This window comes from Hungatella effluvii (assembly GCF_003201875.1).
GTDB lineage: Bacteria > Bacillota > Clostridia > Lachnospirales > Lachnospiraceae > Hungatella > Hungatella effluvii.
In genome coordinates, this window is the sequence record NZ_QJKD01000031.1 from 15,358 (window position 1) to 39,258 (window position 23,901).

At 39.8% G+C, this 23,901-nt stretch carries 26 protein-coding genes; 4 read left to right on the plus strand and 22 right to left on the minus strand.

The features are described from left to right. Positions 1–108: 108 nt before the first annotated feature. From DFR60_RS29390 to DFR60_RS30200, 3 genes are all read left to right on the plus strand, one after another. Entirely contained in the window at positions 109–381 is a 273-nt protein-coding gene (locus DFR60_RS29390; RefSeq protein ID WP_110326742.1) for a hypothetical protein, read from the plus strand. Between the two features lie 347 nt (positions 382–728). Further along, positions 729–1,097 carry a hypothetical protein gene (locus DFR60_RS29395; RefSeq protein WP_110326744.1) on the plus strand — a complete coding sequence of 123 codons (369 nt, stop codon included), beginning with the start codon at positions 729–731 and terminating at the stop codon, positions 1,095–1,097. A 760-nt stretch (positions 1,098–1,857) separates the two neighbouring features. After that, positions 1,858–2,226: a hypothetical protein gene (locus DFR60_RS30200; protein WP_146218640.1), complete on the plus strand. Its 369-nt coding sequence runs from the start codon at positions 1,858–1,860 to the stop codon at positions 2,224–2,226. 192 nt (positions 2,227–2,418) lie between these two features. On the opposite strand, the gene tnpB is transcribed toward DFR60_RS30200, so the two are convergent. The 21 genes from tnpB to DFR60_RS29500 all read right to left on the minus strand — a co-directional run bounded on the left by tnpB (position 2,419) and on the right by DFR60_RS29500 (position 22,033). Further along, positions 2,419–2,667: an IS66 family insertion sequence element accessory protein TnpB gene (gene tnpB / locus DFR60_RS31545; protein WP_110326746.1), complete on the minus strand. Its 249-nt coding sequence runs from the start codon at positions 2,665–2,667 to the stop codon at positions 2,419–2,421. 287 nt (positions 2,668–2,954) lie between these two features. Then, positions 2,955–4,022 carry a hypothetical protein gene (locus DFR60_RS29405; protein ID WP_110326748.1) on the minus strand — a complete coding sequence of 356 codons (1,068 nt, stop codon included), beginning with the start codon at positions 4,020–4,022 and terminating at the stop codon, positions 2,955–2,957. Positions 4,023–4,042: 20 nt separating this feature from the next. Further along, positions 4,043–4,957 carry a glycosyltransferase family 2 protein gene (locus DFR60_RS29410; protein ID WP_110326750.1) on the minus strand — a complete coding sequence of 305 codons (915 nt, stop codon included), beginning with the start codon at positions 4,955–4,957 and terminating at the stop codon, positions 4,043–4,045. 15 nt (positions 4,958–4,972) lie between these two features. After that, positions 4,973–5,578: a CatB-related O-acetyltransferase gene (locus tag DFR60_RS29415; RefSeq protein WP_110326752.1), complete on the minus strand. Its 606-nt coding sequence runs from the start codon at positions 5,576–5,578 to the stop codon at positions 4,973–4,975. Between the two features lie 24 nt (positions 5,579–5,602). Beyond that, the gene (locus tag DFR60_RS29420; protein WP_110326754.1) at positions 5,603–7,000 is read right to left on the minus strand and encodes a lipopolysaccharide biosynthesis protein; all 1,398 of its coding nucleotides are present in this window, start codon (positions 6,998–7,000) and stop codon (positions 5,603–5,605) included. Beyond that, on the minus strand, positions 6,997–7,797 hold the full coding sequence (locus DFR60_RS29425; protein WP_110326756.1) for a glycosyltransferase family 32 protein: 801 nt from the start codon (positions 7,795–7,797) through the stop codon (positions 6,997–6,999). Before DFR60_RS29425 ends, DFR60_RS29420 begins: the two co-directional genes overlap by 4 nt. 1 nt (position 7,798) lies before the next feature. Further along, positions 7,799–9,004 (minus strand): O-antigen ligase family protein, encoded by a 1,206-nt coding sequence (locus DFR60_RS29430; protein ID WP_110326758.1) that lies wholly within the window; start codon positions 9,002–9,004, stop codon positions 7,799–7,801. A 1-nt stretch (position 9,005) separates the two neighbouring features. Beyond that, positions 9,006–9,974 (minus strand): glycosyltransferase family 2 protein, encoded by a 969-nt coding sequence (locus tag DFR60_RS29435; RefSeq protein ID WP_110326760.1) that lies wholly within the window; start codon positions 9,972–9,974, stop codon positions 9,006–9,008. Positions 9,975–9,992: 18 nt separating this feature from the next. Further along, positions 9,993–11,057: an NAD-dependent epimerase/dehydratase family protein gene (locus tag DFR60_RS29440; protein ID WP_110326762.1), complete on the minus strand. Its 1,065-nt coding sequence runs from the start codon at positions 11,055–11,057 to the stop codon at positions 9,993–9,995. 20 nt (positions 11,058–11,077) lie between these two features. Continuing rightward, positions 11,078–11,794, minus strand: a complete 717-nt coding sequence (locus DFR60_RS29445; RefSeq protein WP_110326764.1) for an IspD/TarI family cytidylyltransferase — start codon at positions 11,792–11,794, stop codon at positions 11,078–11,080. Beyond that, positions 11,791–12,597, minus strand: a complete 807-nt coding sequence (locus DFR60_RS29450) for a LicD family protein (protein WP_110326766.1) — start codon at positions 12,595–12,597, stop codon at positions 11,791–11,793. Before DFR60_RS29450 ends, DFR60_RS29445 begins: the two co-directional genes overlap by 4 nt. Then, entirely contained in the window at positions 12,594–12,986 is a 393-nt protein-coding gene (locus DFR60_RS29455; RefSeq protein ID WP_110326768.1) for a VOC family protein, read from the minus strand. The genes DFR60_RS29450 and DFR60_RS29455 overlap by 4 nt, the downstream gene beginning before the upstream one ends. Positions 12,987–13,008: 22 nt before the next feature. Continuing rightward, on the minus strand, positions 13,009–14,676 hold the full coding sequence (locus DFR60_RS29460) for an HAD-IIIC family phosphatase (protein ID WP_110326770.1): 1,668 nt from the start codon (positions 14,674–14,676) through the stop codon (positions 13,009–13,011). Between the two features lie 40 nt (positions 14,677–14,716). After that, positions 14,717–14,926: an acyl carrier protein gene (locus tag DFR60_RS29465; RefSeq protein ID WP_110326772.1), complete on the minus strand. Its 210-nt coding sequence runs from the start codon at positions 14,924–14,926 to the stop codon at positions 14,717–14,719. A 29-nt stretch (positions 14,927–14,955) separates the two neighbouring features. Further along, complete coding sequence (locus tag DFR60_RS29470; protein WP_167437766.1) at positions 14,956–15,597, minus strand: acetyltransferase; 642 nt, start codon at positions 15,595–15,597, stop codon at positions 14,956–14,958. 14 nt (positions 15,598–15,611) lie between these two features. Continuing rightward, positions 15,612–16,118 carry an acyltransferase gene (locus tag DFR60_RS31175; protein WP_207659595.1) on the minus strand — a complete coding sequence of 169 codons (507 nt, stop codon included), beginning with the start codon at positions 16,116–16,118 and terminating at the stop codon, positions 15,612–15,614. A gap of 4 nt (positions 16,119–16,122) precedes the next feature. Further along, positions 16,123–16,860 (minus strand): sugar transferase, encoded by a 738-nt coding sequence (locus DFR60_RS29480; RefSeq protein ID WP_110326792.1) that lies wholly within the window; start codon positions 16,858–16,860, stop codon positions 16,123–16,125. A 4-nt stretch (positions 16,861–16,864) separates the two neighbouring features. Then, the gene (locus tag DFR60_RS29485) at positions 16,865–18,151 is read right to left on the minus strand and encodes a DegT/DnrJ/EryC1/StrS family aminotransferase (RefSeq protein ID WP_207659596.1); all 1,287 of its coding nucleotides are present in this window, start codon (positions 18,149–18,151) and stop codon (positions 16,865–16,867) included. A 168-nt stretch (positions 18,152–18,319) separates the two neighbouring features. Further along, the gene (locus DFR60_RS29490; protein ID WP_110326778.1) at positions 18,320–20,470 is read right to left on the minus strand and encodes a polysaccharide biosynthesis protein; all 2,151 of its coding nucleotides are present in this window, start codon (positions 20,468–20,470) and stop codon (positions 18,320–18,322) included. A gap of 107 nt (positions 20,471–20,577) precedes the next feature. Beyond that, complete coding sequence (locus tag DFR60_RS29495; RefSeq protein WP_110326780.1) at positions 20,578–20,913, minus strand: helix-turn-helix domain-containing protein; 336 nt, start codon at positions 20,911–20,913, stop codon at positions 20,578–20,580. Between the two features lie 277 nt (positions 20,914–21,190). Then, positions 21,191–22,033, minus strand: a complete 843-nt coding sequence (locus DFR60_RS29500; protein ID WP_110326781.1) for a tyrosine-type recombinase/integrase — start codon at positions 22,031–22,033, stop codon at positions 21,191–21,193. Between the two features lie 856 nt (positions 22,034–22,889). Between DFR60_RS29500 and DFR60_RS29505 the strand changes: the two genes are divergently transcribed. Next, positions 22,890–23,255: a YkvA family protein gene (locus DFR60_RS29505; RefSeq protein ID WP_110326784.1), complete on the plus strand. Its 366-nt coding sequence runs from the start codon at positions 22,890–22,892 to the stop codon at positions 23,253–23,255. 63 nt (positions 23,256–23,318) lie between these two features. Here the strand turns inward: DFR60_RS29505 and DFR60_RS29510 are convergent, their stop codons facing one another. Next, complete coding sequence (locus DFR60_RS29510; protein ID WP_110326786.1) at positions 23,319–23,642, minus strand: hypothetical protein; 324 nt, start codon at positions 23,640–23,642, stop codon at positions 23,319–23,321. Positions 23,643–23,901: the final 259 nt, after the last annotated feature.

The window sequence follows — 23,901 nt, forward strand, 5'->3', positions numbered from 1 at the left end:
AGCAATCAGATTTTGTTCTTTTTCTAAAAATACTTGTTCCTTACTGTCTGGCTTCCTATTATTATATGGAAAGCCTACACCCTACCATATAAAAGGAGACAAACAACTTTGCTGATTTTAAAATACGAGAGAATAGATATTTTTCACAATCGAGTTTACACAAAAGACAATCCGACGAATCCTACTAAAGAAGATTTTAAAAAGACATTCTCATTTTTCAGTAAAAACCATGATTCAGTAATTCATATCGATGATACTGTGATATTTGGGGATTCTCTGGAAGAATTTGAAAACATGATTGCAACGGCTAGACATTTTGACAATCTCAGTTATACAGAAGTCAAAAAAAGCTACGATAAGGCAAAAAAGCGTACTCGTTGATGGGATAAATAACAGGCTAGAAGCATTCAATATATTAACTTCCAGCCTTGCTTTTAACCGCGTATACAGTTCAAATACTGCTTTTATAGAGTCATGTGCTAAGATGTAAGGGTATGATAGTTCGAGTCGAAATAAGACCTGTTTCGTGCGATTTAAGTGCTATTTAGGGATGACAGCAGGTGACAGGTAACCGGGGTAGTTTACATTTAAAAGGGTGCGAAGAATACCTCATCGAATCTTGCTACAGACTGTTCTATATGTTAAAATAAAGAAAAATAATTGGTGAAAACACATCAACAAATCGGAATTTGTAACGAAGATTATTTATATAATTAGGAGGTTTCCGCATGTTCAAATTGGGGGTTATTGAAGAAAGTGTGGTGAATACTGAAAATGTTCTTGATAAATTGAGGCCATTTTTCTTTTCACAGAGAATAGAAAATGTGCCGGGTGACCAAGAACCTATCTGGCACACAAATGAGTATCATGTTCCAGATGAAGAAATTGAAGAAATAACAAGCTTTTTGGCAGCCGAAGTAAAAGCAACATGGTATATACACGCTTTTTCAAATGATAAATTAATAGTTGTTCTTAAAGATAAAGTATTTGTCGTTTCATTATTAAAAAACGAAACTTGGAATGAGATGATTGAATACGGTGTTAAATTTGCGCAAGTTGAGTTACAATTTTTAGAAAATATTCCATTGCATATTTAGTCTTGCCAAGTGAGCATGATCCAAAAAGTGATAGATTCCAGTTTGTCGAATAGTTGTTATTTTCAAAAATCCGACTTAAAGAGAATGGAAGGTGTTATAGGAGCGGTCACTTGGAGCATCCACACGACATATTGCTGATTCAAACTAACCGGTTATATAATGAATTTTAATAAAGGACATGACAGTTATAAATAATAAAAATTTAATGTTAGGAAATGGGATCAATATAGAATTCGGAATAAAAGATCTAAGAACTGATAATATAGCTACTAGATTTCGTAATATTCTAATAAATAGCCGCCCATTATATGACTACTTGTTTCATGTTGCTTTTACCCCAGAACTATGCAACTCGTTATTCACTAAAGCTCCTGATCAGGGTATAGAAACACTGGCTGCAGAAGTTTATTAATACATATATGCTCAGATTAACCAAATATCTGATAATGACGAATATCGTCTGCTTAATGCAATTAAAACCTCTGCTATCAATGCTATCTTTTATGATAATGCGCATTTTATAAAAGTTCCAGAATTAGACGCAAAAAAGATTAATTGTTTAAATTCTTATACAAATATATATACCTTAAACTATGCAGAATTTTGGGAGCCACAAAATTCCTGTTCCTATTTGCATGGAGAGTTTATACCTTTATCTATCCCGCATGACACAAGGCCGATACTCTTATACGCCTCAGAAGAATATAATCTGCCAGAGTATGTAAAAGAAGTCAAGAAACTATCCTTAAGTTATAACACAGTGGAATTTAATGGATATAATATTGTATTTTCTCCATTACTGGATAAACAAGAAGTTATCGGAGTTGGACATGATCCTTCGGAAACTTTATTTCCTGCCGGATATCTATTTCCATTCGATCCACCTGAACTCTATACACAACTAGACGGGGTATCATCTTTAGATATTTTTGGGATGTCACCCTATGGAGATGAAAAACTCATAGAACGCATTGCACAAATTCCTGATTTAACGGTTTATGTTTATAAAATGGACCAACGTCAGGTATCTGAATGGAATAACAATGTCAGCATGGATTATATATGTGGCTGCGGCAATGTTCCGAATAAATTTCCTATAGAAAAAGTTTTACGGGGGATGTGTATTTGAAAAACGGGCATGGTAATACGAATAACTGAAATTATAAACTACAGGGATGGATATACTTTACATCTCAATAATATAGTACTCCCCATGGCAGCAGGAAGATATATGATCCCCGTCTAATCTACGTTTGCAGTCAAATTTTGCTAAAATATAAAAGTGCCAATCAATCCAGTAAATACGGGGATTCATGGCACTTTATAATGCGGTTTTGGGCTGGATTTTCTGTATGGCTCCCGGTTGGTCTATTGCCAGTCCTTCCAGTAGCCGGCAGAACTCTTTTTGTGAGATGCTGCACACCTCATCCTGGTTCCCGGGCCATTGAAAACGTGAGTTCTCTAACCGTTTATACAGGAGAACGAATCCGTCTCCTTCCCAATAGAGTGCTTTCAGCCGGTTGGCTTTGCGTCCGCAGAACAGGAACAAGCTGTTTAAGAATGGGTCCAGTTATCCTTTTTCTTTGCAGATTCGTACACACCATATCCTGACAGGAAAAAAACATTGAGGTACATAAAAAGCCAGTATTATTAAAAGGCAGAAGCAACTTATCCAACATTGTAATTCCATAAGCATTATCAGGAAATGTATGCCCAAACACAACTTGCATTGCAAGAAGCGCTCTGAAAGTTAGAATTTTTCTTTTGTAAATTTCTCTTCTAATTCTTTAGGCTGTTCACTCCCCTCCATATATGAAACAAAGTATCAACAAAATATATATCATGCCTATAAACCTCTCAAAATTTTGTCTTGTCAGCCACCGGTATACCAACAACTTCATCACGTGAGTGTCTGTCAAATGGGTATAAATATTCACTCAAAGCGTTTTCAATATATCGAATATCTTCGTAAAGTCCTGGCTGTTCAATCCATGTCTGGACATTATTGACGGATTTTAGAGGATTAAGATATTGAAATTTCTTAGTATGGTTTTCCGTTTTCAAACCGGTTGCATTCTCTATTTCTTTTACTACTCTTTCATAGTCAAAAAGAAAATCCTCAAACTGTAGGTAATGAATATGCTCAGATGTTGATTTTTTCGGATCTCCGCTTTCTCTTACGTATTTAAATTTCTTGCAAAACACCTCAGCTGAGTCATTATTATAACTTCCATAGTGAATCGGATAATACACTTTCTCTAATACATAAATGTCCCTCGGATCTCTATCAACCACAAAGACTTCAATCGGGTCGGAAAAGTAGCGTAAATACCTGTCAATATTTTGTGAGCCGACAATCTGGTCGACTTCTATGTATTCTTTTCCTTCAAGATTTGCAGCTTCCATAAGCGCATGTACATATTTTCTAGTGACACTAAGAAATTGTTCCTCTGACGGATGCGAAAAAAACATTATCTCATTGTCAAGCACTCTCTTGTGTGTGAGTGGTATAGTCTTGAATATTCTGTCCTCAATTTTCTTTCTGTACATATAAAAGTCCCTTTTATCACCTTTGTCCAGAAGATCAAAGTCCCACCACCCCTTACACGTGAAGTCTGTAAGAGCATCCACATACTGTTTTGAAAGCTCAAGATATTTTCCATCAAAGAATCTTTCATATCTCTTATGAATTCGATTACCCCCATTAAATTGGCACTGTCTCCAAAAACGTTTTAACGCTCTCCCGGCGTTATGCCTATTGTGGCATTCCACCAATTGAAACTCTAAATCTGATATACCATCCGGGTCATGCAAAAATCGGAACTCTGCATCAGTCATTCTTTTCACATTTGAATATTCAGCCACCAGATCAGTCAATGCACTCGATCCTGACGCCCCGTAACTTGCACACGTAATAATCTTCATAACTCTTTTTGCCTTTCCTGTTAACTTCTGTATTCCAGATTATTCTGAGGAATATACTTCGTAATAATGCTTCCAAAACAGCCAAGAAGAGCAATGCTTTTGCAATTAACAAAGTAGTGCTTCAGTTTCCTAAATGGAATCTTTTTCTCTCTTGCCAATTCAAAATATCTACAGCATTGTTTTAATCTGGATGCAAACGGTATTTCAGAATAATTCATCCTTTCAGAAACCAACACGGTATAGGTGAAGAAGTTGTTTTTTCTCTCCTCTACACGTGTATCAGTGGCTCCACCCGGCAGATACTGGGTGCAATATATTTTTTTATTAAACCATCTTATTTTTCTCTCTGCATGGGCAATTCTATCCCACAATATTCCCTCCCATGTAAAATATTCACCCTGAAACGCAGGCATCGGTCCAAACTCTTTCAAAACATCAAGATAATATGCCTCAGCCTTATCTCCGTCCAGACCATTCTTTCCGCGTTCCAAATTTGTGCAGTCGAACCATTCCGTATCATGGTTCCACTCCCCGCCGATTGCTCTGCCGTCAGGATACTGTCTGAGTCCACTGACACCTGCATATTTCTCTTTGTCTTCTATCGTTGATGCCATCTTTATTACAGCCTCAATCGCATCAGGGGTCAATGTGTCATCATCGTCAACTTTCATGACAAGATCGCCTTGAGCAATCCCCATCATTAAGTTAAGCGCTCTGCCAATCCCCCGTTCACCATCAAGCCTTTTGTAAATGACCGGAAAAACAGCATCATTTATGAATTGTTCTGCCAAGTCTCTGGTCTTATCATTTCCTTGATCTACAATAAGCCATTCATAGGGAAGAACCGTCTGTAAGCAAAGCGACTTATACAAATTCGTTATATACCTATCTCGGTTATATGTCGGTGTAAAAATGGTAACTTTTGTTTTATTCATCAGATAATCATTCCTTTATAATTCCCTTTCAATTTCATTCAGTGTTTCCCGGTATTTTCTAAGCAACTCCTTAATACGTTCGGGTTCATCGTCCCACCATTTCAGTTCAGACAATGCTTTACGCTTGCTTTCCTCCAGTACACGGTAGCGAATAAATTTTGCCGGAACACCTCCCCATATTTCATATTTTCCAACATCGTGTGTTACAACGGCTCCGGCTCCTATCACAGCTCCATCCCCAATTTGAACGCTCTCCAGAATTGTAACATTCAGACTTATGAGGACATCATTACCAATCACAACCCGCTTTATTTTTCTGTCAACATCTCCAACAGGGTGTGTAGTCAATCCCTTCATGTTATGGTTATAGGGATTAATATTTACATTAGAAGAGATGGAACAATACTTACCTACATCACAATGCTGCAGTCGGCTATTGGCATTCACATAGGAATAATCACCAATAATGACATCTGCCGATATAAAAGTATTCTCATCAATTCGAGCACTTTTACCATATTTTGCTTCCAGATTCGCATACAAGGATCTAATTTCTGTTCTATTATGTTTATTGAATGTTTTGATTTTCAGTTTTTTATAGAAAGCTACTGCTGGATTCATACGTTTCCTCAATTCTTCTTTTCATCATCTGAGTTTTTTCGGCCGCATATAAGTATAGAACATTCTCCTTGCTACAAAAACAAATAGAACCATATAAATCAAGATACTACTAACATCCACAAGTATATTGGGGGATAGATAAAATGCTGCAATGGATGCTGGAAGTATTAAAATCCAGATACCCGTCAGTGCATCAATTCCTATTCTATATTTCTTCTCAAGAACAATTTCTCTGATCAACATCATAAGAACACTTGCTACCATTAGCGAAATCATCGCTCCATGGAAACCCAGCGCAGGAATTAATAATAAGATTAGCAGCAGATTTGTTCCTCCTGCTACAAGAGACGAAGCAATAATAGTTTTGACATCCTTATATGACATATATATAGTTGAAAAAAAGCTGGCAAAAGAATTTGCACCAGCATACATGACAATATACGGAATTATCTCAAGTGCTTCACTATACGCTGGAGCAATAAAGTATGGGAACATAATTTTTATGACAAGCATAAAAACGGATGACCCGAATACCAGTACGCCAAATAGCATATTAATGACTCTTCGATAATATCCGACACTATTGTCATTTTTTGCAAGGTCATATGCCAATTCAAGCCAGGCATACTCAAAAATACTCGCAATCAGAGAAATCAATGTAGCAAACTTCACAGCCACAGAAAAAAGGCCATTGTAATATGTTCCCAGCATTTGTGCTATCATAATTTGCGTGAATCCTGTTAAAAGCCACTGCATGATTGAATTTAATGCTAACGGGCCTCCAAATTTAAAAAGTGTCCGTAAACGCCCCTTATGCACATATTCCATACGGAAGTGACTCAGTACGCGAAACTTAATTCCGATTATCAGTACCTGTGCAAGTGTTCCGATGATATAGGAATAATAAAGCGCCTCTATTCCATGATGCAGATATACAATTCCAATCCAGTTCAGCAATAAGTTGATCGTACTATTTACGCACCCGGATAATATAAACGTCTTGTTATCCTTCATGCTCCGGGCAATATAACCATAGAAGTATTGAAAACCGTTGGCAATCGCATAGAAACAGACAAGGTATGGATTTCCTAAGCTCCAAAATATATTGATAATCAATAGCACAGCCACTATCACCCCCGAAGCAATCCACATAACTGGAAGGCCTGTAGAAATAATTTCATACCTGTCCTGTTCTGTTTCTGCTTCAGCCGAATAGCGAAACACTGCCATCCAGATGCACATACATACAACCGGTACGAGCAATTGTACAATGGTCATGTTAACGCCATAGAGTCCATATATTTCCGGGTCAATCAACTTCGTATATAACGGAAGCAGAATGAGGGAAATAAGTTTTGTGAATACATTTCCTGCAAAGTAACCTATAACTGTAAAGAAAAAATGTTTATATCGCGGCTTCAATCCTTTTGCCTCCTCACAAGAAACCGGACATACTCTACCAGTGTCCCCTCCTTGGCATTCCTATATAGCTTCCCTGGAAAGCTGGCCAGAGAAGAAATCCTTTTCCCCCATTTAGGCCCAAACCACCTTACCAGTCCCCACTCCCTGCCTTTCGCCTTTCGGAAGCCCTCCGAATTCCATGACATGTCAAAATGGTGGATACTCACTGTGTTCTCTGTTATTTTTGTTTTCCCCGTTTTGAATGACATAGGGCAAAAGTATTCCGTGCTGAATATATAGCAGTCCCCGACTACCTGGTTCTGATTGTTGCACACCATCCCCCGCCTCTCCAAAGCATCTGTTTGGATCCTCGGGCAGGAGACCATGGACAGGTCAAACTCACTTTCAGGAAATTCCAGGCCATCATAATACTCCAAGATGTCCTTCAACACCGGGTGTCCTTCGACCGATCCAAAGCCAAGGCCGAAGGACACGAAGGACATGCTTTCGAACCCTGCATAAAAATCATATTTTAAAAATGGATCCAGGCTGGTAATCAGCTCAACATCTGTGTCCAGGTAAACCCCACCATGACGGTATAAGATATCCACTCTGGCATAGTCCGCTACGAATGCCCATTTCCCCGCTTCATAGGCTTTTTTCATGAACGGCTGCTTCGTGACATCGTAATTGGATTCGTTCCACTCTACGATCTCATAATCCGGGCAGAACTTTCGCCAGCTCGCGATGCAGCATTTGATCATTTCACTTTTTTTATTGCAGCCAAACCAACAATAATGAATTATCTTTGGAATCATTTTAATCCACCTCCAGCCGTTCACGGCAGCCTATGCCTATTGCCATGGCTATATATATCAGATTGGGCAAATAGGAAAGAACCGTCTCCCCAAATCCCACAATCAAAACATAGAGCAGAATCTGATAGCATTTAAACTGCAAATCAGAAATTTGTCCCGATTTCCCATACATGCCTGCCACCGAATAAATAATATATGCTAAATATACCAACAGTGTGGGAAGCCCATACTGGGCAAAAATCATCAAATAAGCATTATGGAGATTAAATGTCCCTCTTGAATACAGCTCCGTATTATATCCAACTCCCCATATGAACGCACTATGGTTTTGCTGCAAGTAATTCCACAGATTTGCCCAAATATACTGCCGACCCGTAAACACCCTCTTCCTCAGGAACAGCGTATCGTATGTGATAATTCCGTTCCTATACAGACCAACATAGACAATGGGGAAAATGATCCCGGCAGCGATTATCAAAGTAACCAATATCAATGCCAGCTTTTTTAATCTTTTGATCTTTTTCTTCAGCAACAGCTCCACAATTAGAATTGCAAAGTACGCAACCATAGACGTTCTCGACCTTGTCCGATATAACGCAGCAAAACTGATCACATATACTATGATTTTCCATAATTTTGATTTGGACTTGCCATCAATGTATAACCCAAGGAAAAGGCAGGTAGTTACAATGATTATGGCTATTGTATTTGGATTGATCCCCCTCTGTTCGACATTCTGCTCAAACGCTTCAAAATATGCAGCTGTATAACTCAAAGACCCTGCCACTGCCAATATCCATCCGGCCATCATTAAGACATTGATCCTGGCGATATACGCATCAGGAATATGGAAGTTTTTAAACATATATATGATGCACAACGGCCATAAGATTTGAATTAAAACGCCCATTCCGGAGCCGTTCATTAGGATTGCAAGAACATTCATCCCAATAAATGCGACCATCCCGACTGCCTTCATACCGCTATATTTTAATTTCTTCCCACAAGCAAATATCAGAAATGCGCATATGAATACTACATAAGCATAGTATTTATGCAAAGATGAATATACCGGATAGAATACCGAGAAAGCAATATTTAAAATCAGCGCCAAATAGAAGATTAATTCACTAGGTGAAAAAAAACTCCTAGCGCCACTGCTAATATTTCTCGAAACATATGTTTTCTGTATGCTTGCTCTATCCATACTACCTCCACTTCCTGCTCCATGTTCGTACAACTATTTTACGGTATATTCCTGGTGAAATGCTCGCCACAGCTGCCCCTATTTTACGGTTCCTTGTAAAATAGGGGCACTTGATGATTCTAAAAAAATGTTTACGTATATGTCTCATAATATCTTTCAAATGCTTATTCTCTCTCCACTGTCCCCCCAACAGGATCCTGTCCAGTACCCATAGATAACTCCAATCATATCGGAACATTGCTCCGGGCATAGCTTTTGGAAATTCCTTTTCAACGATTTCTAGATTTCTTTTAGCTCCTTCAATCTCATCAAGGGTCTTCTCACTAAATCCCTCAGTGGTAATGCTGTTGTTCCGATGATAGTAGTAATACATGGGCCTATGGTCTATCACAATCCGATTCGCCTGCCTGAGACTCCCAATAATGGCAAAAGCATCTTCCCCAAGTCTTCCTGCTTCAAAGCGGTGCTCTGCAAAAATATGTCTCCGGTATAGCTTCCCACATGCTGCAATGGAGCCGCCCTTAGATCCCAGGTCAATCAATAAGGCCTGTTCAGCGTTGTAAACCTTCGTATCCCCTAAATAATCAAAGACATCCACTCTGTCGCCAAATACCTCATAAAACTGACACTCCACTATGTCTGCATCATACTCTTCCATATCCTTCACAAGGGTCTCGATCATATTGGTGTCTAACGTGTCATCGCTGTCCACAAAAGTGACCGCGTCACCCTGCATGATATCCAACGCAGAATTTCTTGCCCCACTCAGCCCCATATTTTTTTGATGGATCACCCGTATGCGGGAGTCTGTTCTGCCTATTGCATCGCACATCATACCTGACTGGTCTTTGGAGCCATCGTCTACAAGGATGATTTCCGTGTTTTGATGTGTCTGGCCTATTATAGATTCAACACATTTTCCCAGATATTTTTCAACATTATATACCGGGACTATAACCGTAACTAACATCACATCATCCCCTTCTATTTATATGCTTAATTCTTTGAGTATCTGTATTGTCCTCTCCATGCCTGTCTTGATGCCATATTTCGGTTTCCACCCCAATTTTTCCAGCTTATGGCCATCAAGCCTCGCCTTCGTAGCTGTGCTATAGCCAGAAGCCTCAACAGCATCTGGGATTTCAAATACAACTTTTTTGCCGTTCATATTTGCAACAATAGCCGCCAAGTCTTTCAACATAATATCAGAATGTTCTTCTGCTATATTGTAAGCCTCACCATTTTCACCGCAAAGAAGGATTCTCAACAGGCCACTTACCGAATCAGCTACATACTGATAGGAATAGTACTGTGTCCCGGCTGACTTCAGGACAATATCCTCCCCTGCAATTCCTTTCCTGATGAACTGACTAATCGCCTTCGTGTCAGACATGAGCATCGTTGGTCCATAAGAGCGGGTAAATCTGGGTATAACCACATCAAGATCTTTTTGTTCTTTATAAGCCTGACACAAGGCTTCTCCACATCTTTTACTTTCAGGATATCCAGCCCTCATTGTATTAGAGTTTATGTAGCCACAGTATTTCTCATCAAAGAACTCCACATCACCGCGGTTTTCACCATAGATTTCATTAGAGGATGCAAAAGCGAAACGGGCGGCATGGTGTCCTACAGCAAACTCAAGCATATTTTGCACGCCAACAATATTCGTTGTGATTGTCCCAATTGGGTCGGTGGCATATTGCATTGGGTGCGTATTCGAAGCCAGATGCAGGACATAACCTACTTCCAACAGGGACTCGCACATAAATGGTTTCTTCACATCATAGGGAATGAATATGATATGCTGATTTTCTGTATACTTGCAAAACCGTTCTCTGGCTTTTTTCTCATTCCTTCCAAGGGCATACACGGTGCAGTCAAGGCCATCAGAAACATTTTTCTCCATGATAACATCAATAAGAAAACTTCCAAGTAACCCTGTTGCTCCCGAAAGCATGAGACTTCTGCCCTCCAGTTTTCCCCATGGCAGGTCAAGATCACTGACATACCTCACATCCTCTAAATATTTGTCATTCTGATACAGATTCATATTCATCCCTCCCTCACATATCATTTTAACCAGTTATCTTTATCAGATTTCAAATATGCCTTGAACATTTCAAGATCGTCTTTCGTTGTAAGCTTGATGTTCTTGTCAGAGCCAGCGGCAAAGTAAAGCCTCACGCCTAACTCAACCATCATTGTATTTGTATAATGGGAACCATATATTCCAATTTCCTTCTCATACGCTTCATGATACTTCGAGTCAATAAGATCAAAGCGATATGCCTGTGGTGTTGAGACTCTCCGCAGTGTTTCACGGGGGATAAATCTTGTCGTGCTGACCTCATCATCTATCACGAAAATTTGCTCATTATATGGCAGCGATGTAACCGCATTGCCATACTTCTGCGCTTTGATAATGACATCGGTCAGGATGGTTTCATCGACAAGCGGACGAATTCCATCATGGATAATAACTATATCATCCTGTGACACCTTTCCCTCCAATTGATAGACTCCGTTCCTGATAGACTCCTGTCCGGTTTCTCCTCCTGAAACAACCCATTTTAATTTGTCAATACCAAACTGTTTTGCATAAGCCCCAAGGACGTCATGCCAGCCATCGATGCATACAACTTCAATAGCATCGATTTGCGGATGCTTCTGGAATCCCTCCAGTGTGTAAATAAGCACAGGCTTGTCATATACATTAATAAACTGTTTCGGGATATCCTGGCCCATCCTGCTGCCAGAACCTCCGGCAATAATAATTGCCACATTCATAACTTGTTCCCAGCTTTCTGTTTCTTCTCTATTGATTTCCTAAACTTCACATGACTTGGAAGCCTGTCCTTAGCGGGCGGAGGAGTCATATAGTTTTCTCCATATTCCATTATCAGGAACTCATGATACCTTTTATTCACCATGTAGTTCTTCCCCTCTAGTTCAATTTCCGAATAAGCATCCATATAATTGCTATCAAGTATGTATGTACATCCTCGATAAGAGTCATTTGATCTGTGAATACATCTCTTGCTCCCCAGCCATCTTTTTGTCTGGATGTTTTGAAAGATCTCAAGTTTCTTCTTGGTGCTTAGCAGCTTTCCCATTTCCTGGGTAACGCCTACAAGGATTTTTCCTTTTAACCCATATTGCGAATAATCAACGTCCTCTTTCATCATACCTTGTATGGCTCTAAGACATGTGATTTTTAGCTTCTGTGCGATTTTATTTTCTGAAATGTAATCCCAAATCAAAATGTCGATATACACAGGATCATCTTGGTTTTTCATAACAAAACGCGGAAACCACATCGTTGTTTCATCCAAATAATAGCCTGCCGGAATGTTCCCAGCTTCTATAACGCTTTTAAATTTTTCAAATTCATCCCGCCACATAGCAATATCCACATCGTCATCCCAAGGAATCAAATGATGGTTTCTCTCCGCACCAAGAACTGTTCCGCCATGGATTGTATAATGTATGCCATTTTCCCTACAAATCAAATCCAACGCATCTAAGGCTTGTAAAAGATTCTCTTGCATTTCGGCAAGGCCATAATCATTATTTAGAACCCTTTTGCTCATGTTTCCACTATCTCCATCAACCCAAAACCTATGTTCATCATGAACACGACTCTTTTGCCGTTAAAAGCAACGGCCCTTTCAGGATCAATAATTACTCTGAATCCCTGCTTTTTCAAATTCTCAATATCAACTTCCAGATTCGCAGACTGATAACAGATATGGTATGGTGTCGGACCTATTTTACTCAAATAAGCATCCACTGGTGATTTCTTTGTTTTGTCCAGCGGACACACTAACTCAATTCTATAATTATTTTTTTCCCCAAAGATAATCTTAATATTTCGATCATGATCCTCAATCATATGGTAAAACTGAAAGCCTAATTTTTTAAATGAACTCAACGCACGGTCGATCTGTTTTACTGCATACCCTATATGGTCAATTTTCATTTCATCACCTATTATTTATTGTTTATTCAATAACCTCTTCAAAACGGATCTCTTTATAGCTATGAAACTGTTTCTTTTCGTATCCTGCCACGATAAGCTGATAAGTCTTGTGACCGCCTTCATTAGAAATCTGTTCAAAACCCAAACGGTCATACAACTCCTTCACAGGTGTGTTTTTTGCCGTGGGAATGAACTCACCAATAATTTTTTGCTTCCCGGCATACTTAGCAGCCAGTTCATTTAGGATCACAGCTTCCAACTCTCTGCCCATTACACGGCAGCTCATCAGGAAGGTGTCAATGCGGACAGTGGTATCTTCTTCAATTAGGATAACTACACTGATAAGTCCGCAATCACCGTATTTATCGCTGGAACAAACAACATATATGGCATTATTGGGATCCTGGGCTATACGTTCTATATCAATCTGCATATATCGCTTTGTAGTAACATTGAACTGATTTACCTTGCTGCAGAGCTGTGTTACACGTTCCAGTTCCTCTGGACGCATTTTGTGGATATCCACTATGATTTCCAATTTTTTAATATAGCCCTCCAGATTCAAGCTCTCACTCATCTCCTGCTTACGTCTTGCCTCATTATGATACATCTGCGTCTTCTTCATACTCTCTTCCAAAACTCTCAATGGGCAGCAATAGTCGAACCAGATATCTTCAGCAAATGAAAGAAGCTCTGTTGTATCTGTCGGGAAATCCGGAACCAACACCTCCGGACATTCGCCACTGACAATTGCTCGTTCCGCTGGATTATCATCAATGAAAATAAAGCCGCTTTCTGTAAGGTTCAATTCAGTTTCCATTGTCTTCAGATTCGTCGCCTTATTTACCCAGTTAATCTTTCGGGAAACAAAATCATCATCACGGAGAAGCATGGCTGAATGGTTCTGAATAGCATTTTCAGCATCCTCTTCATTGTTCTTTGAATTAACAGCAAGGACGATTCCTCTATTCTTCATTTCAAGAAGTTGGTGCTGGAAATCATAATACCGCTGACCTTCTTTATGGTCAGAGAGTTCTATTCCTTCTATGCCATCCTCTCCGATCACACCGCCCCAAAGTGTGTTATCGAGATCAAGCACAATGATCTTCTTCCGTATGCTAAATACAGAGTTAAGTACTCTACTTATTTCAGTAGCTACAATATCCAATCCATATTTTGAATATGGCATACTGCTCATGTACCACATTTTATTGGAATAAAACTGTTTTCTCCCGAACTCAGCAATCACGTCCATAAGGTCAAAAATATAAAGATTATTTTTCTCCTCGATCAAATCCTGAACAAACTGATACCACTCATTTTCAAGTTCAATAGAAAATTTCCTTTCTGAAAGGGATTTGATTCGATTCTCTCGGATGTCTATAGTTGATATAAATATAGGGATAGCAGTTATACTTTTCGCGAGTATATCCAGGGCCTGCTTCCATAGAGTAATTCTCTCAGTCGCTTCTTCTCTGCCTTTCCAGGTCCGCGCCTCTGTTCCATCAAGAAGTACTATAATGGCGTCAAAGTTCTCCAAATATAAACCTGACGCTGGATTAATAGTTTCCTGCACCCATGTATCAAAGCCCTCTGGTAAATAAAAATCGTACCTTCTGCGTAATTTAGCTGCAATAAGATCAACTGTAACATTTGAGAGCATAGCCACCCTTTTCTTTGCTTCGACCATTTCCTATTACTTCCTCCTGAATTGCAAAAATATGAAACCTTTATTTTACAAACTCATAAAGGTCAGAAAGTGTCTTAATATCTCCTAAGCTCTCCATTGGAATCAACACACCATACTCTGCTTCCAACTCCATGACGAGTGTAAGCATCATAAAAGAATCCCATTTTCCCTCTTTATATGGAGTCTCAATATTAATTCCAGAAGGATCGACTTCCATAACATCCGCAACAAACTTAAGAAACTTATCCATTATTTAATACCTCCATATATTTGTATGTTTCAAAACTTAACGATTTTTGCCGGATTACCAAGTACTTTCATACCACTCCGTACTCTGCTCATTACAGAACTCCCAGCGCAAATATAAACATCATCACCGATTGTTGTGCCTGGAATCATATGGGACGTGGACCCCATAAAAACACGGTTACCCACCCTACACATACCAGTAATGTCACAATGTGCACTGATCGTACAATACTCGCCCAACACAGAATCATGTGCAACTGAGGAGTGCATATTGATAATGCACCCGTCGCCCAAAATCGCATTATCGGAAATTAATGCAAACGGATAAATAATTACACCTTCTCCCAAAATGCAATTGTTCGCAATTACAGCATTTGGATGGGTTACCATTGTAAATACAGCCCCCTTCTTCTTGAGTTTTTCAACAATTAATTTTCGAATGCCGCTGTTTCCAATACAACAAACAAATTCATCTTCAGGATCAATCTTGTAGTCATCGATTTTAGACAAAACCGACACACTACAGCGTTTTTCATTCAGGGCATTTAAATCATCATCAATAAAACCCTTTATATTCCAGCGCCTTTCTGCTTCATTGATGTCGTTAGCCCACTGAAGGACTTCCCTTCCACAACCACCGGCGCCTATAATTACCAGATTTTTTATTCCCAAAATTTACCTCACCTTCAGAAGCCGTGGCGTTTATGGAAATCCTCCCAGCACCAGTCTTCTAACTTCTTTGTTATAAAATGCCCAACCGGTTTCAGTTCATCCGGATATGACTGAACATTCCTTCGTTTCTCCATAAAATCATTAAATGTTCCAATCACTTTCGCCGGACTTCCCACAGCTACCGAATTGTCCGGAATATCCCTGTTTACCAGGCTTCCAGCCCCTACAATCACATTTGAACCAATTTTTACGTCATACAGGACTGTCGTATTAGAACCAATAAAAACATTGTCTCCTATCTCAATACATCCAATTCTTTCCTTAAACGTATTACCTCCTTCCCGGCCAGCCCCTGCCAAAGAGTTCAGGCAAAGATGGATTGCGTCATGGGGTACAAGGTAAACCTTTGAGGCAAGGTGTACATTATTTCCGAGAGATATAAGACTGGGATACAATGGAACTTTTCTTTCCATTACCGTACATCCACTCCCAATATTGTGGAACACTTTATGCTCTTTCATATATTCAGCTCTTTTCCCACTGTTCGGAATCATCCATAGTCTCAGTGTGTGATATAGACGAATCATTAATTGCCTGTTCATACTTTAATTTTTCCTCACTTCCCCAAAATTCTTCCATTGTAGCGGAGGTTTTGGAAGAGATTCCTTCATGCCTGATAAATGCCTTACCTATGGTCTGAATAATTATCTTCACATCTCCCAGAAATGTAATGTAGTCTACATATTGAACATCCATCTTGAATTTTTCTTCCCAAGAAATTGTGTTTCTTCCGTGCACCTGTGCGTATCCTGAAAGGCCAGGCCTAACTTCATGACGGCGATGCTGTTCCATGTTATAGCGGTCTAAATACCTTACCAATAACGGCCTTGGCCCGATAATCGACATATCTCCTTTGATTATGTTATATGTCTCCGGAAGTTCATCCAGTGAAGCAGACCTCAAAAATCTGCCAAACCGGGTAAGCCGCACTTCATCTGGCATCAGTTCTCCGTTCTCATCCCTCGCATTCGTCATCGTCCTGAATTTATACAGTTTGAATATCTTCTCGCCCTTACCCGGTCTGTCCTGTGTGAACAGAATTGGAGAGCCCAATTTTACTCTCACTAATATTGCTACGATGGCATAGAGCCACCAAAATACAATCACAGCCAGTAATCCGCAAAATATATCTAAAGGACGCTTAAAATACTTTTCATATGGCCCGTATGCTTTATGTATTGTTTCATTATCTATTCCTGCCATACCCTTATTCAAAACATCTCCTGATAACTTCAATAATCCTATCCACCTGCTCCGCCGTCATCTTGTTATCGCTCGGCAGGCACAGTCCTCTCGCAAAAATATCCGCTCCCACATCAAGCGTTACTCCGGCAATATAGGAGTTACTCCTGGCTCTTCCATTGCCCTCCCTTGTTACAAAACCATTCATTCTATAAATAGGCTGCATATGCATCGGCTTCCAGATTGGCCTTCCCTCTGCATTAATACTTGCTATTGCCTCCAAAATTTCAGTAGGGCAAGATTTTCCATGCTCTGGGACATATATTGCTTTAGTATCGTCCCGTACCTGTCTACACATCGCATTTGTATTAATGAGCATTGCGGACATCCAGTAATTTGGAGTCGACTTATCTTCTTCAAATGCATTCATTGATACCGGCAGACCCTCTAAGCCTTCTTTGTATCTCACCCATACTTCTTTCTTCTGAGCGATATGCTCCTCCAGATGCGGATACTGTCCTCTCACCACACCCGCAATTACATTGCTCATACGGTAGTTATAACCGACTTCTTCATGTTGATACCATGCTGCGTTTTCTCTTGCCTGCGTGGACCACTTTCTCGCTTTGTTCGCATCCTCTATGATGTTTGTGAGTAAACATCCTCCAGATGAACCGCTGATTATTTTGTTCCCATTATAGGAAATTGCTGCATAATCTCCAAAAGAACCGGTCTGGTGACCCTTATATGTGGCACCCATCGACTCTGCAGCATCCTCTATCATTAAAGCGCCATGTTTCTCACACACTGCCCTCAGTTCATCAAGCTTCCCAGGGAAGCCGTAAAGGTGGGCTACTACTACAAGCTTTACTTCTGGATAAATCTCAAACGCCTTCTCCAGAGCAATGGGATCCATGTTCCAGGTATCCCTCTCTGTATCAATAAACACTGGAATACCGCCCTCGTACACAACAGGGTTCAAAGTCGCGTCAAAGGTCATATCAGAGCAGAATACCCGCTTACCTTCTACAGCTCCATGCCCGACATCCGGCTTACCGTACAGTCTCTCACCGGCAAGCTTCACACAAAGATGGAGTGCAGCGGTGCAACAGGATAATGCCACTGCATATTTTGCCTCTGCTTTTTCAGCAGCAACTTTCTCGACCTCATTGATATTTGCTCCTACTGTGGACATCCAGTTTGTCTCGTATGCCTCTGTCATGTACTTTAATTCTTCTCCGTGCATAGTTGGGCTTGCCAGCCATACCCTCGACTCAAAAGGGGGGATATCACTCTGTTCCTTAATAAACATATTCTTGGCTCCCTTGTACATAAATCGGTTTATACCTAATTCATTATCGCTTGATTCATGTTGACTCAAATCATATATCAGTTTCATTTAAATCAGCTATCTTCCATGACTGCCTTTTCTATATAACAAATGTTAAAACTTTTATCCATTTGTTTCTTCTCTTCAATATTATTTTGCCATACTTGCAACCGCCACCTCCGCCATCACACTTCCAATCCGACTTTTTCTTACAACCTCTTCTCCTGTAGGCCTATCCCCTACCGGCAGAAATGTCGTAACGATCTCCCTAACCATCTCGACAATGCAATCACTATTCTCATAACTCGCTTTGGCTAACTCCTCTAACTGCTTTAAAAACACCTCTTTGTCAAACGGAATCGGTTTTCCAATATGAATCAATTCATTGGCTGTCTTCAACATTCCTTCCTCAGCCATCAACTTCTCCTCAAATAACTTTTCACCAGGCCTTAGTCCTGTATATGCCAACTGAATATCGACTTCAGGCTCATATCCTGATAACTTAATCAAATTCCGGGCAAGCGTATCAATCTTCACTGGCTCTCCCATATCCAAAACAAAGATCTCTCCGCCCTTCGCATAAGTTCCTGCCTGCATCACCAGACTTACTGCCTCCGGTATCGTCATAAAATAACGAACAATATCCGGATGCGTAACAGTAACTGGGCCTCCTGCTTCAATCTGCTTTTTAAACAGCGGAATGACTGAACCATTGCTTCCTAGTACATTGCCGAAACGAACTGCCACGAATTGGGTTCCCATCTTCTTTCCCTGTGCAGCCCTATTTCCTTCTCTCATACCATCAACAGCCATATGATCCACCGGATCATGTACAACCTGTCCGTCAATCGTTTTATTCACATGCGCATGCAAAAACGGCAGCAGTTCCATCTTCCCCTCTTTGCTAATTGCATCCATACTCTGAATCACCATCTCACAAAGCCTTTTACTCGCCCCCATGATGCTGGTTGGATTGACAGCCTTATCCGTGCTGATCAGCACAAACCGCTGCGTTCCATTCCTCAAAGCGGCATAAGCGGTCTTATATGTACCCACTACATTGTTCTTAATCGCTTCATTGGGACTGGTTTCCATCAGAGGTACATGCTTATGTGCAGCCGCATGGTATACAATGTCTGGTTTATACCGCTCAAACACCATGTTGATTCTTCTGCTATCACGCACCGAGCCAATCAGGACGACCAGATTCAGCTTATCCTTATATTTTCTTTTCAGTTCCTGTTCGATGTCATAGGCATTATTTTCATACACATCAAAGATTATCAGCTGTTTCGGCTCATGCCCGGCAATCTGACGGCATAGCTCACTGCCAATGGAACCGCCTCCGCCTGTGACAAGAATGGTCTTTCCTTTGATATACTGGAATATTTCTTCCATATTCACCTTAATCGGATCTCTGCCAAGCAAATCCTCTACTGCCACTGCCTTCATTCTGCTCAGTGACACCTCACCATTGGCCAACTGATATATACCTGGCAGGCTCTTCAGCTCACAGTGGGTCTCTTTACAGATATTTAAAATATCCCTTTTATCCTTTGGAGATGCGGTTGGTATTGCTAATAAAATCTGGTCAATCTTATACTTTTCAACTGATTCCATAATTGAATCACGGCCGCCAACGATCGGCACACCTTCCATAAACCGCTCCCATTTATTAGGATTATCATCAATCACGCAGCATGGCTTCGCCATAACTTCCGTTGAACTTTTCAGTTCCTTTAATATCACCTGTCCAGCGGCACCAGCACCGATCACCATCACATTATGGACAGCGCTCACATTCCGTTCTCTTCTCGTCCGCTCCAGCGTTACATAACGATAGGCAAATCGTATCGCAGTTACCAGAGCCAGCTGCATGGCTGCGCCGATCATATAATACGAAATAGGCATACGCTTAATACACAAAGTAATGAACACAGCATGAAATACTGTGGTAATCACACTTGATGCAAATATCCGGTTCAACTCGCTAAAGCTGGCAAATCTCCAAAGACTTTTATACAAATGCAGCGAATAAAATACAATCAACACAAACACCGTATAAAATGGCGCGAATTTTATGTACGAATCAAGATATATCTGAGGGATTTTTGAGAAACGCAAATCAAACCGCAGCCACAAACCAAAAAAGTAAGAAAAATTCACTGCGATTACGTCATATATGATAAGATAGAAAGCGACTACTTTCCAATGTTCGATATGTCTTTTTTTTGAGTTATTTCCATTTGCAGGTTTTAACGCTTTGTCATTATTCTTTCGTTCATTTGTATTTACTTTCACTGTACTTCATACTCCAATCTCCCTAACCTCAAAAATGCACCGGGGTTATTTTTCCATTCCATCTATCGGGAATTTTCGTTCTGTTTATTACGTATCTTATATCTGCATCACTTTAATACAGACTCTAAATACACCTTCAGCAGATTTACCGCGCCCTCACGAACGCGTCTATCACAATGAGACAACATGTTTACAATCAATTTTGGTTCTCCCATTTTTTCGTCATCAGCAATTCCGTAAATCAGATAGTCCAGTGACAGTCCCATTTTTTCGGCCAGAAGCATCAACGTTTCTACAGACATTCCACATCTTCCGTTCTCAATATCACGGTAATATTTGCCTTTCTTTCCGATTTGTCTTCCCATTTCTTCCCCTGTTAGTCCCATCTCACGTCGACGGCAAGCCAGACGTTTCCCCACTTCCTGTCTGTCATAAGTCACCATATTACTCCGCCTTTCGCTATTTCATGAATACAACATAATAAGTATTATGTTGTAAACGTATAATTTTTATACGTTAAAAACTGATTTTCTCTATAATACTAGCACGCATTTCAATTATTTTCAACTCTAAATGCTACAAATTTCCCAGTTAAATACCAAATAATTTTTATCTTCTAATGACACTTTAAGTAAAAACATGTCACAATGGGGGCGATAAAACGCCTTAAAACCGACGTTTTAAATCGGCTACAACATAATACTTATTATGTTGTTCCTTTCAAATCACCAGTCTCAGCCTCTCCAGCTGCCTTCGGTGTTCCTCCCCGGTAGAAATCATATAGATTCTCGTAGTATTGATATTGCTGTGCCCCAGCACATCTGCAAGCTTCGCCATATCCTTATCGATCTCATAAAAACATCTGGCAAACAGGTGACGCAGATTATGCGGAAATATTTTATCCGCCAGTACCCCTGCTTCCTTTGCAATGCTTTTCATTTCACGCCAGATATTGCTTCTGTCTACTGTATTTCCGCTTCTTGTAGTAAATACTGTTCCTGCTTTAATCTCTTTTTTTTGAATGTATAAAAGCAGTTTTTTCCTTAAATCTCCCGGTATCATAATTCTCCGGGTTTTGCCCTTACAGCATATCTCTGCAAATCCCTGCCGAACCGCCCCTACTGTTATAAAGCTTAATTCACTGACACGAATTCCCGTACAGCATATAGTCTGAAGAATCATTTCCAGTCTGCTGTTACCACTTCTCCTGGCCGCTTTCACCAGGCGAAAATACTCCTGCCTGGACAGTTCTTTTTCTTCCATACAAAAGGACTGCTGCTGGATCTTAAGCTGCTTTACCAAAAACTCCGGATGGTCCAGCCACCGAAAGAAACTGTTAAGAGCCGCAAGAATGGTATTAACACTTCTTGCACTGTAATCTTTCTGCAGCAGCTCCTTATAATTAATGATGCGCTCCTTTGTCAGCGGATCATTTTTCATGTAATCTAAGAATTTGAAGATATCCCGCAAATATTGATCAATAGTCGCCTTACTTTTTTCCTCCAACACCAAATACTGCTTAAATTCCTCCATTACCTGCATTCCAATTTTCAGTTCCTTCATCTAAATTCTCCCCTCAGTCATTTAATCGAAAGCTGCTGATTCCTTTAATTCAAAAAACCTGCTGTTAGACAGCGGGGTTTTTTGACCCTCGCGGCATGGAGCCAAATTGACACGCCACCCTGTCTGTTTGGTTCTCCGCCTGCGGGAATAAAAAAGGCCCCATGCTACAATAGATTCTTTCCTTGCATCAGCGATGAAACTTTACCAGGAAAAAACATAAAGCATGGAGACCAATTCTTTTTTCTATGAAACATGATGATAGTGCTTATGATACCATTTTTTTGCAATCTTTTCAACATACTGCAAACTGGGGTAATTTGAACTTCCTATTTTAAGTACTATTAATATACAGACTTTATTAAATCGTTGCTTGACGACCACTGATTATTCTGTTATGTTTTGATTACAGGATACATGATCCCATGTGAGAGGATGCCTATATAAAACTATTGCTCTTCGTTAGTTTTATGGAATATTTATAGAATAACCGAAAAATAACGTACTGAATTCATGGCCGGAATAATATTTGCAGTGATTATGATAATGGCCGGCTGATTTGAATCGATCCATCGGCCCTCAATACTTCTATAATAGAAGATACCTTATCATGCGGAATATACAGTTCATTTGATATTTGAAATGCTGTCGGCGTATACCCGTGTTTTTTTGTGAACTCTTCTGTGTATAACAGAACCCTGTCTCTATTGTTATTCATAGCAGTATACCTCGTAATTCCATATTATAGGGAGAGTGTTAACCAAACCTTTTTCTTTTATACAACTATCAACAAGGAACTTCCTTTAGGGGTACGTTTACGGGGAATCACCACAAAATATAAGCTGCAGAGGTAACTAAGATGAATTTGAAAGAACGTGCTAAGAAACTCAAAACAGATATTCCTGCTGTATTTCTGGCCTTAAAAGATAAGGACACCCCGGCAGCGGCAAAATTTTTTGCAGGAATTACAGTGGTGTATGCTCTTTCACCGATTGATTTCATACCGGATTTTATTCCTGTCTTAGGTTATTTGGATGATATTATTTTATTACCCGCTCTGATCGCATTTACAATTAAATTGATACCTGAAAATGTTATGGATAAAAATCGCGAACAGTCAAAAGAACTATGGATAGATGGAAAGCCTAAGAAGTGGTATTACGCTATTCCTATCGCTGCAATTTGGCTTTTGCTTATTTTTTTAATATTAAAAGCCATTTTATAAAAACTCTTCTGGAAAATTTTAAAAAAAGAACTGTTTCTAAAATAAGGAACAGTTCTTCTCACGTTATTTTGCTGCTGCCATGTCCTTAAGTATCTTCTCCCCCTCCTTCAGTTCTCTGTCTAATTTTCCTCCAACGATCAGCCCGATTTTCAAATAAATCTCTTCAAGAATAGCGGCAAATTTTATAACTGCATCAAACAGCTCATCATCGTCTTTATTAATACCTGGATAAAGATGCGTCAATTCCAATATAAATTCCCGGTAACTGTTCTCAATAGCCTTTTCGCTTACATCAATCGTTCCTTTTACCGGTTCTGGCTCATCCAGCAAACAGGCAATTACGTTGTCCAAACTTGCTCTTTCTAAGATTCCTTTAACACTTGACATATTTCATTTCCTCCTCGTGCATATTCTGGCATGCTGTCATTTCATTTTTTGCCGTCATTATAACATTATAATAAAGTCTCAGCTAAATGGATGCCAAATACCAAATATGAATGGCGAAACTTCAAAATTTGTCATGCTTATGGATTTTTGTTACTGTTCAGAGGCCAATGTCAGTTAGTTAATATCAGGTAAAGGGATGCATATTCCAGAAAATGAAAATCTGACACTCGAAATGGTGGTACTTATGAGGGGAGGGATC

Excerpts from the sequence above, each read along its gene's own strand:
- DFR60_RS29395 (WP_110326744.1), top strand. The coding sequence starts at position 729 with ATGTTCAAATTGGGGGTTATTGAAGAAAGTGTGGTGAATACTGAAAAT.
- DFR60_RS29405 (WP_110326748.1), bottom strand. The coding sequence starts at position 4,022 with ATGAAGATTATTACGTGTGCAAGTTACGGGGCGTCAGGATCGAGTGCA.
- DFR60_RS29410 (WP_110326750.1), bottom strand. The coding sequence starts at position 4,957 with ATGAATAAAACAAAAGTTACCATTTTTACACCGACATATAACCGAGAT.
- DFR60_RS29415 (WP_110326752.1), bottom strand. The coding sequence starts at position 5,578 with ATGAATCCAGCAGTAGCTTTCTATAAAAAACTGAAAATCAAAACATTC.
- DFR60_RS29425 (WP_110326756.1), bottom strand. The coding sequence starts at position 7,797 with ATGATTCCAAAGATAATTCATTATTGTTGGTTTGGCTGCAATAAAAAA.
- DFR60_RS29430 (WP_110326758.1), bottom strand. The coding sequence starts at position 9,004 with ATGGATAGAGCAAGCATACAGAAAACATATGTTTCGAGAAATATTAGC.
- DFR60_RS29435 (WP_110326760.1), bottom strand. The coding sequence starts at position 9,974 with ATGTTAGTTACGGTTATAGTCCCGGTATATAATGTTGAAAAATATCTG.
- DFR60_RS29440 (WP_110326762.1), bottom strand. The coding sequence starts at position 11,057 with ATGAATCTGTATCAGAATGACAAATATTTAGAGGATGTGAGGTATGTC.
- DFR60_RS29445 (WP_110326764.1), bottom strand. The coding sequence starts at position 11,794 with ATGAATGTGGCAATTATTATTGCCGGAGGTTCTGGCAGCAGGATGGGC.
- DFR60_RS29450 (WP_110326766.1), bottom strand. The coding sequence starts at position 12,597 with ATGAGCAAAAGGGTTCTAAATAATGATTATGGCCTTGCCGAAATGCAA.
- DFR60_RS29455 (WP_110326768.1), bottom strand. The coding sequence starts at position 12,986 with ATGAAAATTGACCATATAGGGTATGCAGTAAAACAGATCGACCGTGCG.
- DFR60_RS29460 (WP_110326770.1), bottom strand. The coding sequence starts at position 14,676 with ATGGTCGAAGCAAAGAAAAGGGTGGCTATGCTCTCAAATGTTACAGTT.
- DFR60_RS29465 (WP_110326772.1), bottom strand. The coding sequence starts at position 14,926 with ATGGATAAGTTTCTTAAGTTTGTTGCGGATGTTATGGAAGTCGATCCT.
- DFR60_RS31175 (WP_207659595.1), bottom strand. The coding sequence starts at position 16,118 with ATGAAAGAGCATAAAGTGTTCCACAATATTGGGAGTGGATGTACGGTA.
- DFR60_RS29480 (WP_110326792.1), bottom strand. The coding sequence starts at position 16,860 with ATGGCAGGAATAGATAATGAAACAATACATAAAGCATACGGGCCATAT.
- DFR60_RS29485 (WP_207659596.1), bottom strand. The coding sequence starts at position 18,151 with ATGTTTATTAAGGAACAGAGTGATATCCCCCCTTTTGAGTCGAGGGTA.
- DFR60_RS29495 (WP_110326780.1), bottom strand. The coding sequence starts at position 20,913 with ATGGTGACTTATGACAGACAGGAAGTGGGGAAACGTCTGGCTTGCCGT.
- DFR60_RS29500 (WP_110326781.1), bottom strand. The coding sequence starts at position 22,033 with ATGAAGGAACTGAAAATTGGAATGCAGGTAATGGAGGAATTTAAGCAG.
- DFR60_RS29505 (WP_110326784.1), top strand. The coding sequence starts at position 22,890 with ATGAATTTGAAAGAACGTGCTAAGAAACTCAAAACAGATATTCCTGCT.
- DFR60_RS29510 (WP_110326786.1), bottom strand. The coding sequence starts at position 23,642 with ATGTCAAGTGTTAAAGGAATCTTAGAAAGAGCAAGTTTGGACAACGTA.